The organism is Bradyrhizobium sp. G127 (assembly GCF_021502575.1).
Classification (GTDB): Bacteria; Pseudomonadota; Alphaproteobacteria; order Rhizobiales; family Xanthobacteraceae; genus Afipia.
The window spans coordinates 1,173,873-1,188,260 of sequence record NZ_JAKFGN010000001.1 but is presented as its reverse complement, the minus strand read 5'-3'; the positions used below and the strand labels follow the sequence as shown (position 1 = coordinate 1,188,260).

12 protein-coding genes are annotated in these 14,388 nt (G+C 61.8%); 7 read left to right on the top strand and 5 right to left on the bottom strand.

What is annotated here, in order from left to right; translation table 11 throughout:
• The first annotated feature begins 119 nt into the window (after positions 1-119).
• Both LVY71_RS05760 and LVY71_RS05755 read left to right on the top strand, forming a co-directional pair.
• The gene (locus tag LVY71_RS05760; RefSeq protein WP_235098856.1) at positions 120-1,232 is read left to right on the top strand and encodes an MBL fold metallo-hydrolase; all 1,113 of its coding nucleotides are present in this window, start codon (positions 120-122) and stop codon (positions 1,230-1,232) included.
• Positions 1,233-1,288: 56 nt separating this feature from the next.
• Positions 1,289-1,891 (top strand): SCO family protein, encoded by a 603-nt coding sequence (locus LVY71_RS05755; protein WP_235098855.1) that lies wholly within the window; start codon positions 1,289-1,291, stop codon positions 1,889-1,891.
• Between the two features lie 5 nt (positions 1,892-1,896).
• On the opposite strand, the gene LVY71_RS05750 is transcribed toward LVY71_RS05755, so the two are convergent.
• Positions 1,897-3,879 carry an alkyl/aryl-sulfatase gene (locus tag LVY71_RS05750; RefSeq protein ID WP_235098854.1) on the bottom strand — a complete coding sequence of 661 codons (1,983 nt, stop codon included), beginning with the start codon at positions 3,877-3,879 and terminating at the stop codon, positions 1,897-1,899.
• Positions 3,880-4,032: 153 nt separating this feature from the next.
• On the opposite strand from LVY71_RS05750, the gene uvrB reads away from it, so the two are divergent.
• The 3 genes from uvrB (at position 4,033) to LVY71_RS05735 (ending at position 8,615) form a co-directional block, all read left to right on the top strand.
• A complete protein-coding gene (gene uvrB / locus LVY71_RS05745) occupies positions 4,033-6,990 on the top strand; it encodes an excinuclease ABC subunit UvrB (protein ID WP_235098853.1) in 2,958 nt (985 codons plus the stop codon).
• 178 nt (positions 6,991-7,168) lie between these two features.
• Positions 7,169-8,149: an LLM class flavin-dependent oxidoreductase gene (locus LVY71_RS05740; RefSeq protein WP_235098852.1), complete on the top strand. Its 981-nt coding sequence runs from the start codon at positions 7,169-7,171 to the stop codon at positions 8,147-8,149.
• Positions 8,150-8,255: 106 nt separating this feature from the next.
• Complete coding sequence (locus LVY71_RS05735; protein ID WP_235098851.1) at positions 8,256-8,615, top strand: hypothetical protein; 360 nt, start codon at positions 8,256-8,258, stop codon at positions 8,613-8,615.
• Between the two features lie 389 nt (positions 8,616-9,004).
• On the opposite strand, the gene LVY71_RS05730 is transcribed toward LVY71_RS05735, so the two are convergent.
• Complete coding sequence (locus LVY71_RS05730) at positions 9,005-9,976, bottom strand: ATP-dependent 6-phosphofructokinase (protein WP_235098850.1); 972 nt, start codon at positions 9,974-9,976, stop codon at positions 9,005-9,007.
• 109 nt (positions 9,977-10,085) lie between these two features.
• A complete protein-coding gene (locus LVY71_RS05725) occupies positions 10,086-10,265 on the bottom strand; it encodes a hypothetical protein (protein WP_235098849.1) in 180 nt (59 codons plus the stop codon).
• A gap of 117 nt (positions 10,266-10,382) precedes the next feature.
• On the opposite strand from LVY71_RS05725, the gene LVY71_RS05720 reads away from it, so the two are divergent.
• Positions 10,383-11,072, top strand: coding sequence for a hypothetical protein (locus tag LVY71_RS05720; protein WP_235098848.1), 690 nt, complete (start codon positions 10,383-10,385; stop codon positions 11,070-11,072).
• A 128-nt stretch (positions 11,073-11,200) separates the two neighbouring features.
• A complete protein-coding gene (locus LVY71_RS05715; RefSeq protein ID WP_235098847.1) occupies positions 11,201-11,656 on the top strand; it encodes a nuclear transport factor 2 family protein in 456 nt (151 codons plus the stop codon).
• 16 nt (positions 11,657-11,672) lie between these two features.
• On the opposite strand, the gene LVY71_RS05710 is transcribed toward LVY71_RS05715, so the two are convergent.
• The gene (locus LVY71_RS05710; protein ID WP_235098846.1) at positions 11,673-12,968 is read right to left on the bottom strand and encodes a serine hydrolase domain-containing protein; all 1,296 of its coding nucleotides are present in this window, start codon (positions 12,966-12,968) and stop codon (positions 11,673-11,675) included.
• Between the two features lie 203 nt (positions 12,969-13,171).
• Positions 13,172-14,239 (bottom strand): Rieske 2Fe-2S domain-containing protein, encoded by a 1,068-nt coding sequence (locus tag LVY71_RS05705; RefSeq protein ID WP_235098845.1) that lies wholly within the window; start codon positions 14,237-14,239, stop codon positions 13,172-13,174.
• Between the last annotated feature and the right edge of the window lie 149 nt (positions 14,240-14,388).

The window sequence follows — 14,388 nt, the reverse complement described above, 5'->3', positions numbered from 1 at the left end:
GGCCTGCAGTGGAATACTTTCACCGCCCCCCGCAGAAATAAAGAACAGTCCATCTCCGGCCGCGCAGCTAGTGTTCGCGCAAATCCGGCGAGAGGATTCCCGGGCAAGAGGAGACGAAAATGACGACAGATCTGGCGCGGCGCGATTTCCTGAAACTCTCCACCGCGATGGGACTGGCCGCAACCGGCGGGTTCGCCTGCATGGGAGTTGCGAGCGCAGCGCCGATCCAGGTCCCGACGATCGACAAGCTGTCGATCCGGGTGCTGGTCGACCAACAGCATGACCAGTTCCTGAAGGGCAGCACGGTGAACGGCGTCGTTCACGAAGGCCCCGGCGGCGGACGCAGCGCCGATGCGCGCAACGTGCTTCACAACGAATGGGGCCTGTCGCTATTTCTGGAATCGCAGCGCGAACAGGACGTCCGCAATATCCTGCTGGACTTCGGCTACACCTCGCCCGCGATCATCAACAATATCGGCCTGCTCAAGGTCGATCCCGCCAAGATCAACGCATTGATCGTCAGCCACGGCCATATTGACCATTACGGCGGCCTGATTGGCTTCCTTGAAAAATATCGCAGCGTGCTGCCCGCGGACGTCAAATTGTATGCCGGCGGCGAGGACAACTTCTGTCACCGCGTCAGCCGGACCTCGACCGGACAGTACGGCGAATTCGGCATCCTCGACCGCAAGCAGATCACTGCGAACAAGGTGCAGACGATCCTGTGCGAGACGCCGACGGTGATCGAAGGACACGCCTTCACCACCGGCAAGATCAAGCGCAACAGCGTCGAGAAAATCCTGCCGAACAGCTTTGTCGACTACACCCCGGCAAGCGCGGGTTGCGATTACAGCCACTACACCGCCGCCGAACTGCAAGGCAATTTCGTTCCCGACGAACACGTCCACGAACATGCGACCTGTTTCAACATCCGCGGCAAGGGCCTCGTTGTCATCAGTTCCTGCGGTCACGTCGGCATCGTGAACTCGGTGCGGCAGGCGCAGGAAGTCTCCGGCGTGCAGAAGGTTCACGCCATCGTCGGCGGCTTCCATCTCGGACCGGCGCCCGCCGACTATCTCAAGCAGATCGTCGGGGAAATCAAAGCGCTCCAGCCGGACGTTGTCATCCCGATGCATTGCAGCGGGCTGAACTTCCTGCTCGAAGCGCGCGCGCAGATGCCGGACAACGTCATCAATATCTCGACCGGCAGCCGGCTGCTCTTCAGCGCGTGAGCCCGCGCGGCCCCTTGGCGATGTTGATCGCTTGGCGCAGAAGCGGTGCAGCTCTCATGGCCGCGCTGCTTCTCGGCCTGTGGGCCGCGCCTCCTGTCTTTGCGCAAAGCTCCACGCGATCCGCAGCGGAGCTTATGGACGCGGTGATGTGGAATCGCGAGCCCATCGGCGGACCATTCCGGCTGCAAGACCAGACCGGAAAGACCCGGACCGACGCGGACTTTCACGGCCAGCTGATGCTGGTCTATTTCGGTTTCACCTATTGCCCCGACATCTGCCCAACAGACCTGCAGGCCATCGGTCTCGCGATGGATCAACTCGGCAACGACGCTGCGAAGGTGCAGCCGCTGTTCGTCACGCTCGATCCCGAACGCGACACCGTCGAGCATCTCGCGCAATACGTTCCACTGTTTCATCCACGCCTGATCGGTCTCACAGGCAACATCAAGGATGTGTCACAGGCTGCGGACGCCTATCGCGTTTACTACAAGCGTGTCGCCACCGGCGACAAACCCAACGATTACACCGTGGATCATTCCGCCTTCATCTATCTGGTCGACCGCGACGGCAAATATCTCGGCTTCTTTCCGCCGGGCACGGATGCGCCAAGGCTGGTCGAGATGATCAGGCCGCATCTTATCGGCAAGGCTGAGCACTAGCCGGCTTATTCCACGCTCACCTTGCGCGGCTCCACGATTTCGAACCCCGGCGAGAACTCATCGAGCAGGCCGAACAGTTCGCGCAGCTTGAGCGGATTGCCGCCGACCGAGACGTCGCCGGTCAGCACGCTGCCGAGGAACGTGCGCTGCTTGAGGGTGATGGCATCGAGCGCAGCGCGGGTCAGCGTCACGCTGGCATCGGCGTTGTCGGAGAGCTTGCCCGATGTATGCGTCAGCGCGGAATTCTCGAGGTTCATCACATAGGTTTCGTTGAGGTCGGTGAAGGTCCAGTTGATGATAATTTTCTTGCCTTCCGCCTTGGGCGCGTTGAGCCGCACACCGAGAAAACCGAATGCCAGGTCGATCGAGACGCCTTTCAGAAGGTCGGCATTCGCGCTGGATGGCGCCTGCGGCGCAACACCATTGCGCAACTCATGCGCGCCGAACAGATAGGCATTGCGCCAGGTCGCCGCCTCGCTCTGATAGCCGAGTTGTTCCAGCGCATCGGCGCCTAAATTGCGCGCCTCCCTGTTCAACGGATCGGCGAACACCACCTCACTCATGACGCTGGCGACCCAGCGATATTGCCCCGCCTTGAAGTCCTCGCGTGCACGCTTGATCACGGCCTCCGCGCCGCCCATGTAGTCCACCCGCTTCTTCGCCTCCTCCGCGCGCGGCAGCGGATTGAGGTCGGCGGGATTGGCGTTGTACCAGCCGAGATAGAATTGATAGACCGCTTTCGCATTGTGGCTCAGCGTGCCGTAATAGCCGCGCGCCGCCCACTCGTTCGCCAGTGACGGCGGCAGCTTCAACTGTTCGGCGATTTCAGTCGGCGTCAGGCCGTGATTGAGCAGACGCACCGTCTGGTCGTGAATGAACTTGTAGAGGTCGCGCTGTTTCTTCAGAAACGCGACGATGCGCTCGGTGCCCCACATCGGCCAGTGATGCTGCGCGATCACGGTGTCGGTCCGGTCGCCGTAGCGCTCGATCGCCTCGCCGATGTAGCGTGACCACAGCCGGCCGTCGCGAATTTCGGCACCACGCAGGGTATAAAGGTTGTGCATGTTGTGGGTGGCGTCTTCCGCCATGTTCAGCAATTTGAACTGCGGAAAGTACATGATCATTTCAGAAGGCGCTTCCGAACCCGGCACCAGATGAAATTCGATCTCGACGCCGTCGATGGTGCGCGTCTCATAGGATTGCTTGATCAGGTCGTTCGGCGGGATCAGCGAGATCGTGCCCTTCGAGAGTGCCTTGCCGAGTCCCGTGTCGATCTGCGCCCTGTCACCCACCGGCAGCGCACTGCCGAACTGATATTGCGCGCGCCGCGCCATCGCGTTGCCGGCGATGACGTTCTCCGCCACCGCATGCTCCATGAAGCCGTCCGGCGCGATCACCTTGACCCTGCCCTGCTTCGCATCCTCCTCGCTGATGACCCCTTTCGCTCCGCCGAAATGGTCGGCATGGCTGTGGGTGTAGATCACCGCGGCGACGGACTTTGCAGGCCGGGTCTTCAGATAAAGTTCGAGCGCGGCCTTCGCGGTCTCGTTGGACAATAGCGGATCGATCAGGATCAGGCCGCTGTCGCCCTCGACGATGGTGAGGTTGGACAGATCGAGCCCACGCACCTGATAGACGCGCTCGGTAACCTTGAACAGGCCGTTGATGGCATTGAGCTGCGCCTGCCGCCACAGGCTCGGGTTCACCGTAGGCGGCACGGAATCGCTTTTCAGGAATTCATAGGACCTGGTGTCCCATGCCGGCTTGTCGCCGATGCCGGAAACAACACCATCGGGCAGCGTGGCGATGAAGCCGCGTTTCGCATCCTCGAAATCGGCGCGATCGCTGAACGGCAATGTCTCGAGGAAGGCATCATTGACGGCGCGGCTGGCCGGTTCGGCGTCCTTGGACTGGGCGGATGCTGACGAAAAAGGTGCGAGGGCAAACAGGATGGTGGCCAGCAGGCTGGCGATACGCAGCGACGGCATGAAAACTCCCCGGACAGTCGCGCGGTTCTCGGCAGATGCCACGCGTTGGTTCCAGCCTATCAGGACAAATGCACAAATTTCATCGCAAACTTCATCGGCTCCGGCGAAGGAATTGCCCTTTTCTGGTCCCGCTTCGCGTCCCATATTCCACTCATGGCGAAGAACCCCGATTCCCCGAAAAAATCTCCGAAAACCCCGAAGTCGAAGGCGCACCGCCCCGACGTGCAGCCGATCGGCCCGGCACTGGCGGAATTGCTGAATCCCGCGATCAACCGTGGTGATGCCGGCATGGGGTCGGGCACCGGCCTGCAGCCACCGCCCGACAATTCCAAGGATCGCCGCTCCGGCGGCGAGGCCGCGATCCATCGCGCGCGGTCTTCGACCCCGAAGGATTTCAACGAGGGCGAACCACGCTCAGCTCCGCTGCGTCCCAACCCGCAGCCGACGGGCGCGCGGCAGGGTTTCGAGGAAGCCCCGCAAGCCAACTACGGCACCAGCGCACCGATCCCAACGCTCGATCCCGAACTGGCGAAGCAACTCGGCTTCACAACCGAGGAGGAAGACGCCGCCGCGATGGCCCGTCCTCCGCGCAACAAGATGGAAGCGCTCGGCGTGCAGGCCACAGCCGATGCGCTCGAAAATCTCATCCGCGACGGCCGTCCGGAATTTCGCGGCGATGATGGCCAGGTCAAGGTCTGGGCCCCCCACCGCCCGCCGCGCCCGGAGAAATCCGAAGGCGGCGTGCGGTTCGAGATCAAGTCCGAATACGAGCCCAAGGGCGATCAGCCGACAGCGATCAAGGAACTGGTCGAAGGCATCAAGCGCAACGACCGCACCCAGGTGTTGCTCGGTGTCACCGGAAGCGGCAAGACCTACACCATGGCGCAGGTGATCGAGGCGACGCAGCGCCCGGCAATCATCCTCGCGCCCAACAAAACACTGGCGGCGCAGCTTTACGGCGAGTTCAAGAATTTCTTCCCCGACAACGCGGTGGAGTATTTCGTCTCCTATTACGACTACTACCAGCCCGAAGCCTACGTCCCGCGCACCGACACCTATATCGAGAAGGATTCCTCGATCAACGAACAGATCGACCGCATGCGCCATTCCGCGACCCGTGCGCTCTTGGAACGAGACGACGTCATCATCGTGGCCTCGGTATCGTGCATCTACGGTATCGGTTCGGTGGAAACCTATACCGCCATGACATTCGCGATGAAGAAGGGCGAGCGCATCGACCAGCGTCAGCTCATCGCCGATCTCGTGGCGCTCCAATACAAGCGCACGCAGCACGATTTCACCCGCGGCACGTTCCGTGTGCGCGGCGACACCATCGACATTTTCCCGGCGCATTATGAAGACCGCTCATGGCGCGTGAACATGTTCGGCGACGTCATCGAGAGCATCGAGGAGTTCGATCCGCTCACCGGGCACAAGCAGGACGAGCTTGAGTTCATCAAGATCTACGCCAACTCGCACTATGTGACGCCGCGTCCGACGCTGATTCAGGCCATGAAGAGCATCAAGAGCGAGCTGAAATGGCGGCTCGACCAGTTGAACGCGCAGGGTCGCCTCTTGGAAGCGCAGCGGCTCGAACAGCGCACCACCTTCGACCTCGAAATGATGGAAGCCACCGGAAGCTGCGCCGGCATCGAGAACTATTCGCGCTATCTCACCGGCCGCAAACCGGGCGAGCCGCCGCCGACGTTGTTCGAATACGTGCCGGACAACGCGCTGGTGTTCGCCGACGAGAGCCATGTCACCGTGCCGCAGATCGGCGGCATGTTCAAAGGCGACTTCCGCCGCAAGGCGACACTTGCGGAATACGGCTTCCGCCTGCCCTCCTGCATGGACAACCGCCCGCTGCGCTTTGAAGAGTGGGACATGATGCGCCCGCAGACCGTGGCGGTGTCGGCGACGCCGGGCGGCTGGGAGTTGAACGAAAGCGGCGGCGTGTTCGTGGAGCAGGTCATCCGCCCCACCGGACTCATTGACCCGCCGGTCAACATCCGCCCCGCCCGCACCCAGGTCGACGATCTGGTCGGCGAGGTTCGCGCCACGGCGCAGGCCGGCTATCGCTCGCTCATCACCGTGCTGACCAAGCGCATGGCGGAGGACCTCACCGAATATCTGCACGAGCAGGGTATTCGCGTGCGCTACATGCACTCGGACATCGACACCATCGAGCGTATCGAGATTATCCGCGATTTGCGGCTCGGCGCGTTCGATGCGCTGGTCGGCATCAACCTGTTGCGCGAAGGTCTCGACATTCCCGAATGCGCGCTGGTCGCGATCCTCGATGCCGACAAGGAAGGTTTTTTGCGCAGCGAAACGTCGCTCATCCAGACCATCGGCCGCGCCGCGCGTAACGTCGACGGCAAAGTCATTCTCTATGCGGACCAGATCACCGGCTCGATGGAGCGCGCCATCGCCGAGACCGACCGCCGCCGCGAGAAGCAGGTCGAGTACAACACCGCCCACGGCATCACGCCGGAGAGCATCAAGCGTTCGATCGGTGATATTCTCGGCAGCGTCTACGAGCGCGATCACGTGCTGGTGGAAATCGGTGACGGCGGCATGGCCGACGATGCGGTCGCCATCGGCCACAACTTTGAGGCGGTGCTGGCCGATCTGGAAACGAAGATGCGCGAAGCCGCCGCCGACCTCAACTTCGAGGAAGCGGCACGGCTACGCGATGAGGTGAAGCGCCTGCGCGCGACGGAGCTCGCCGTGGTGGACGATCCGACCATCAAGCAGCGCGGCGTGGCGGCGAAGGCCGGCGCCTATGCGGGCAAGAAGAAATACGGCGATGCGGCGAACCTGCCTGCGCAACTCGACAAGGCGGCGGCGCGCAACAAGTCGCGCGTGCACAAACCGGGCCTCGATGAAATGGGCATCGCGACGTGGCATGAGGTGAAGCCGGATCGCAAGAACGTCGCACGCCCGCGCAAGCCGACGCTGGACGAGATGGGACCGGGCACCGAAAGCAAAATCTTCCAGCCGATCAACTCGCGCGAATCAGGCCCGGAATTCGGCGGCCGCCCGGCCAGCCCCTCGCCGCGTTCAAGCGGCGGTGCGCCGGGACATAGGGGTGGCTGGAAGAAGAGGTAGGCGCGGTTCGCCCGCAGGCTCTGCGCGATCGCGATGAAGAGGCATGCGCTACGGCATGGCAATGACCGGATTCGTCTCCATATAAAGCGACACACCAGACCGATCCCTGCCTGTCCCTCCCCGATGAGCGCAGTCCGTCGCATCCTCGCAAACGGCGCGGCCCAATCCGAAAGTCCCCATGACACCCCTTTCCATCCTTGAGCTTGTGCGCGTCACGGAAGAAACAGACGCGCGAGGCGCGCTCGACAATGCACGCGATGTTGCGTCCCACGCCGAAGGTTGGGGCTATCGCCGCATCTGGGTGGCCGAGCATCACAACATGGTGGGCATCGCGAGCGCGGCCACGTCGGTGGTGCTGGCGCATATCGCCGCCGGGACGAAGACCATCCGCGTCGGCGCCGGCGGCATCATGCTGCCGAACCATGCGCCCTATGTGATCGCCGAGCAGTTCGGAACGCTGGAGCGGTTGTTTCCAGGCCGTATCGATCTGGGCCTGGGGCGCGCTCCGGGGACTGATCAACTCACGCTGCGCGCCTTGCGGCGTTCACCCGAAGCCGCCGACAATTTCCCGCAGGACGTGCTGGAGGTGCAAGCTTTTCTGGCGCCTGCCGGTCCGGGGCAGCGCATCCAGGCAGTGCCCGCAGCGGGCACCAACGTGCCCCTTTGGATTCTCGGGTCGAGCCATTTCGGTGCCATGCTCGCCGCCGAGCTCGGGCTGCCTTATGCGTTCGCGTCGCACTTCGCGCCCGACGAGTTGTTGCCTGCGCTGGAGATCTACCGCGCGAGATTCAAGCCGTCCGAACAGCTCGACCGGCCCTATGCCATGGTCGGCGTCAACATCATCGCGGCCGACAGCGACGCCGAGGCGCGGCGGCTGGCCACGACCCAGCAGATGTCCTTCACCAACATGTTCCGCGGGGCGCGCGGCCTCAGCCAGCCGCCCATAGACGATATCGAGACCTATTGGTCGCCATCCGAAAAAGCGCAGGCCATGCGGATGCTGGCGCGGTCCATTGTCGGCTCCCCCGAAACGGTTCGCGCCGGGATCAATGCATTGGTGAAAGAAACCGCCGCCGACGAGTTGATCGTCGTCTCCGATGTGTATGACCATCCGACGCGCTTGAGGTCGTTTGAGATGATCGCCGGCGCGGCGCGCTGACATGATGCAGCGGGACTCGTCCAAATGATCGCCTGTTTGCAATCCCCCCTCGGCACCTGCTAGGTCATCACCACAATTCTCTGCACGTTAATTGAGGGGCCGAACAATGGCGGATGCCGATCTGGACGCAATCATCCGAAAACTCGCGAAACAGCAGCACAAGACCCTGACGGCGGCCGTCAAAAAGCAGCGCGATCGTTATGCCGCGCTCGCTGTCAAGGCAAAGGATGCGGACGCCCGGAAGCAGTTGAAGCAGATCGCGAAGGATGTGCTGGAGATTGGCACGGCCACCGTGAAGCGTCTTCAGATGTCGGCCGATAACGCAGCCTACAGCTACGAGCGCTCTATCCGGCAGGCGGTTGAGACAGCCCCGGCGAAAAAGCCTGCAAAGAAGGCAGACGCCGGCAAGCTCAAGACGCCTGCGAAGAAGACCGCGAAAAAGTCGTCCGGGAAATCCCCAGCCTGAACGATCGCGCCGGGAACACATCACAAATTACGCCGCCGACGTTTTCGTCGCCACGTTGGTAATTTGCGTCTTCAGTTCGCGCCGCGTCATCGCGGGCTTCTCCGAGAAACCTCGGTGCGCCGGATTGGACGTATTGAAGTGATCATGCTGTCGCTGCGTAAGGACAGCAGTCCTTCGTCCCATCGGGAGCGAAAACATACTAGCACCGCAAGCAATTCTGTCTATCCCGAACGTCGATAAGTTCGCGAACAGGCAAGGAGCGACCTTGCCCGTGTGAATTCCGTCGCCACACAAGATGTTGTAGCGAGGCCGGAATTTCTTCTGCTGCACCGGAATGAACATTTCCTGATGCGCGGACTACCCGCGCAACAGACGCACGTTGCGCCCGCTTACTTTGCCAGCACCCGGGCGAGATCGATCAGGTTGGTGGAAATAGGCTTTGTCCGGCCGGCGATTTCAGCCAGCGGCGTGCGGGTAAGTTCTCCACGCTGCTCGCCGATCAGAACCCCCGACACGCCTTCCCCCAGCGAGGTGAGCGCGGCAACGCCGAGCCTTGTCGCCAGCAGCCGGTCGAATGCTGTCGGCGGCGCGCCGCGCACAACGTGGCCAAGCACGGTAGCGCGCAGTTCGAACCCGGTTCTTGTGCGATCTTTCTCGAAGTGCGCCAGAATATGCGCAGCATTCTCCTTGACGCCCTCGGCGATCACCACGATGGCGTGGGTCTTGCCCCGCTCATAAGCCGCGCGCAGCCGCGCGGAAATTTCAGCAGCGGACACTTCAAACTCGGGCGTGGAGATCACCTCGGCCCCGCCGGCCAGCCCCGCCATCATGGCGAGATAGCCGCAATTACGGCCCATGGTCTCGACCAGAAACGCGCGGGTATGCGACGAGCCCGTGGTGCGCAGATGATCGATGGCCTCAAGCGTGACGTTGATGGCGGTGTCACAACCGATGGTGACGTCGGTGCCATACAAATCGTTGTCAATGGTCGAGGCGATGCCGACAACCGGAAAACCCAGAGCATGCAGCGCGGACGAGCCAGTCTGTGAACCATTTCCGCCGATCACCACCAAAGCGTCAATGCCGCGCGCGGAAAGGTTGCGCAGCGCCTTCGACCGCCCGCTTTCCTCCCGGAACTCCTTGGATCGCGCGCTGCCGAGGAACGTGCCGCCGATCTGGATGATGCCGCCCACATCGCGCGCGCTGAGACGGGTCATGCGATCATCGATCAATCCCTGCAACCCCTCCCGCACACCGTATACCGCGATCTCACGATCAAGCGCGCTGCGCGTCACAGCGCGGATCGCAGCGTTCATTCCCGGGGCATCGCCGCCGCTCGTCAGGATCGCAATGGCTTTCATGCTGGTGACTGTATCCGGCGTTCGTGCAGCGCCTCGGCTGGAATACGAAGGTTAAACTGAAACACCGGAACTTTATGACGCCATTCGCGCGCCGTCCACCCGACCGCTCTTAACCTGACCGCCGGTTGCTGGTGTTCTGTTTCAGATTGCCGTGTGCCGCCTGTTCATCGAGATTATGCTTCTCATCGTCGCGATGACCCTTGGTGTTGTCGATCGCCACTTTCGGCGCGCTGCCGGGACCTTTGTCGCTGCGGTTCTCCTCCGGGACTGGCGGGACGGTTTTGTTCATACGAGTCTCCCATCTGCAATCCAACAACGCAGGGCGCCGGATGCCGTTCCGGAAACAATTGCAGCATCGTCTCATAAAAGCCATGCTCTGATTTTGGGCGGCCATCACGGATCGATAATGACCAGCATTCGATCAATATCCGGCGCTTTCCTGATCTGCGCCCTCGCTTTGACCGGCGCGGACGCCGCGAAAAAATCGGACAAGCCGGCCAAACAGCCGGAGCCGATGCCGCAGGATACACCGCTTAATACCTTGAAGAATGCCCCGAAGGCACCCTCCCTCGCCTGCGACGGGCCGTTTGCCAAAGACACCACCCACGCCAAACTCGTGAGCGAGTTCGGCGCGAAGAACGTCGTGTTCAAGGACGTCGATATCATGAGGGATGTGAAGACCCAGGCCAGCGTGATCTTCGACGAGGACCCGACCAGGCGTCTGGTGGTCTACTGGAAAGACAACAAGGCACGGGCCAGACCCATGGCCGTTTCCGTGGAGGCACCCTCGACCTGGACGGGTCCGGGCGGCGTGCGCAACGGTCTCGCGTTGAAGGATCTGGTGAAGCTCAATGGCGACGAATTCCGGATGATGGGATTCGGCGGCGTCGGTGGCGGCGAGATTTCGGGACTGAAAGGCCCATTTTCCGATCTGCCCGGCGGCTGCACCCTGAAGATAAAGCTTGAGCCCGGCATCGCAAATCCGCTGCCGCCGCGTTTCGCGTCGGTGACCGGCGACCAGTTCGTCGCATCGAAAAATCTGGTGCTCCGCCGCGTGCGTCCACAGGTCTCGCAATGGAGCGTGAATTATCAGTGACCGCAGGACGCATCGCGTCCCGATAAATCGAGCAAACATTGGAGAGACTTCGTTAAACCTTGTCTCAAAGGCCGCTTGCCCCCCTCCGGGTTCCCACTTACGGAACCTGCAAATGGGAGACAACGAAAATGACTGATCAACAGTCTAGACAGTGCGTGTTGACCTTTGTCGATGCGTTCTATGCCGGCGATGTCGCCCGGGCGACAAGCTGTTGCGACGACGAACTGGATTCCATTACCCATGCTCCGGTCGAGATCTTCCCGCATCTCGGTCACAAGCACGGCAAGGCATGGGTCAAAGAGGCGATCCAAATTCAGGAGAAGCGGTATTCGAGCCGGCGATACACGATCGACTACATCGCTGTCGACGGGCCGCGCGTCGCGACGATCCTGCAAGTGAACCTGCAGAAGCGCAACGATCAGCGCATCGTGCAATTCAGCACCGCGGTGTTCTACACGGTGAAGGCGGGGCTCATCATCGAGCACCGCTCGTTCCTCGATTCCTTCGATCTCATCCAGCAATTGCTCGGTCACGATCTGACTGACGCATTCGCAACCAGCGTCAACGCCGCAATGCAGCGATAGTCCCGAGACGCGTCGCTTACCGCGCCGCTGAAACGCCAAGCTCCCGCACCAGCCCGAACCACATGGCGATCAGTTCGCGCGCCGCGGGGTCCTTGCTCGGCTTCAGACGCACGGCGGTATGCACCATCACGAGCTTGGACGCTGGATCGACAAAGATCGCCTGACCGTTGATGCCGAGCATGGCGAACATCCGCCGTTTCGCCGGAACGATCCATGTCTGATAGCCGTAGCCGTAGAAAGGCGTCGCTACGCGCGGCGCGCGAAACGACCCCTCTGGCGCGGTGGTCGCGTCGATCACCCACGCTTCGGGAATGACTCCGCCGCCGCCGTTGGCGAGCAGAAGCCCGAACCGTGCATAGTCGCGCAGCCGCGCGCCAAGGCAGCAGTAAGCCTGCTCCTGATTGTGGCCGTCGACGGTCCAGCTTGCTTCGTCCTCAGCCCCCATTGGCTTCCAGATTTTTTCCGACAGATAATCGGATAGGCGCCGGCCGGTGGCAGCCATCAGCACAAGGCCCAGTGCTTCAGTCTGCGTTCCGGCATAGGCGAATTTCGTCTCAGGCGGTGCGATCCGCTTGTTGTAGTGAGTCAGTTGAACCGCCGCGCCGGGCAGATCGGAGCGGCGGAGGCTGCGGTTGAACGCGGCGGCGTCATCCTTGCCATCGTAGGACTCCGAGAACTCGACGCCCGCACTCATGGTCAGCAGCGCGCGTAGCGATGTCTGGCCGTAGGCGCTGCCCTTCATTTCCGGCACGTAGTCCTGCGCCAGATCTTCGATGGATTTGATCTTGCCCTCCTTGATCGCGATACCCACCAGCATTGCAACCATCGTCTTCACCATCGAGTTGGACAGCAGGCGGTCGGTATCGCGGCGGCCATATTGATAGCGCTCCAGCAGGATCGTGGAATCCCTCACGATCAGAAGTCCCGTGGTCGGATGCCGCGCCAGATATTGATCGACGGTGAAACGCTCGCCGTCGAAGGTATAGGTGAAATCCGTCCGGTCGCAGTTGCGCGCCAGCGGCGACGGCGCAGCCGGCGGCAGCACCACGTGAGCGGGCAACAGCCGGTCGAAATTGCTAAAGGTGGCGACCATGCGATCCTGACGGGTGCGATCCGCGATGGTGCCGAGCGGATAGTTCTGCCCCGCGCCGTAAGCCTCCGCATCTGGGCCGGTCTTCGAGAACGAAGGCGCGCAACTGCTCGCGCGAGCTTCGTTCGCCGTTTCTGCCCGCGCCGGATCCTGTACCGCAACCGCAACCCAGCAAGACAAAGCGAGGCTGGTAACGATCCACACTGCGGGGGAACGGCGCATGAAGTGTTCCAGACACAACATCAGGAAAATGGCTTGATCAAAATGCTGTCTGAAAATGACGTATGGCCACGCCCCGCGCAAGCCACCCCCGCCCGTTTTCGGACGGGGGCGTTGCACAATGTTTCAGGAAATGAAAAGCGGCCTCAGGAAGTCACGACTTAAGAAGACATGCTTTAGAAAGACATGACTCAGGAAGGCATGACTCAGGAAGGCATGGGCTGACCATTGGCGGCCAGCAGTGCGCGCAGATCGCGGATCGGCGGAAACACTTCGACATTCCAGTCCGATCCCTGCGCGTCGTGGGCGCGCTGCTCCATTTCGACGATCTCGCGGTCTTCCGCGAAAATCCGCTCCGTGAACCAGACCAGCGCCGGCCAGGCCAGATCGAGCAGCCCGGGAATTTTCGGACGGCGCACGGACAGAAGACCGAAGGTGCGATTGAATTTCTGCTCGGCATCGACCGGCGTATAGGCGATCCACAGATGCATTACCGGCTCGTCGCCGGACGTCCAGATCCGCAAGGTCTGATACGGATATTCAGTGCGGATGGTCATCAGGTCGCGGCTGACGCGGTCAGCCCCGCGGCGGCTCGACAGGATCAAAGCTTCGCCCAGCGGCTGGCTGCCTTCGGTGCGTGCGAAGCTGTAGTCGACTTCGATCCAGTCATCGCCCTTGCGACGGCCGAGATAGCGCGGCGCAATCTTGCCCATCTGGCGGCGATGCAGGAACTGATGGTTCATGTCCATCAGGTTCTCGTGCATAAACGTGTAGTGACAGCGAACCTGCTTGCCGAAACGGCGGGTCTTGAACGCCTTGTCGTGCGCCGAGCCCAGCGGCCCCAGCTCGGTAACGACCTTCGGATCGCCCGGCCAGATCAGGATCAATCCGTCCTGCTCGCGGCAGGGATAGGCGCGGACGCCGTTCGGCAACTTGTCCTTGCCCAGATATGGCACGTCGATGCATTTGCCCGACGCATCGTAGGTCCAGCCATGGTAGCAGCAGCGCACCGCGCACCCTTCCACAACGCCCTTTGACAGAGGTACCTGCCGGTGGGCGCAGCGATCTTCCAGCGCGAAGACCGCCCCGCCGTCCTTCGGCCGGATCAGCACGATCGGCTCGCCGGCAAATTGCGCCGCGTAGGTCTTGCCGGGCTTGAGTTCTTTCGACCATGCCAGCGGATACCAATGGTCGGGATGCGAGCCGATGCGACGAAGATCGATTTCTGGTGGCTGGATGAGTTCGCGGGTGGGCAAGTCGAGAGTATCGGACATGAGGCCCCTGAGGATGGATGCGGCGTCGAATGCAAGCGATCCGGCGCCAACTATAGCGACTGAACCGAGTTTGTCCGATCTGTTGTGGCGCCATCGTGACCGGCCGGCGCATACAAACCATGCAACCTTCATTCCGGGAAAGACAGCAG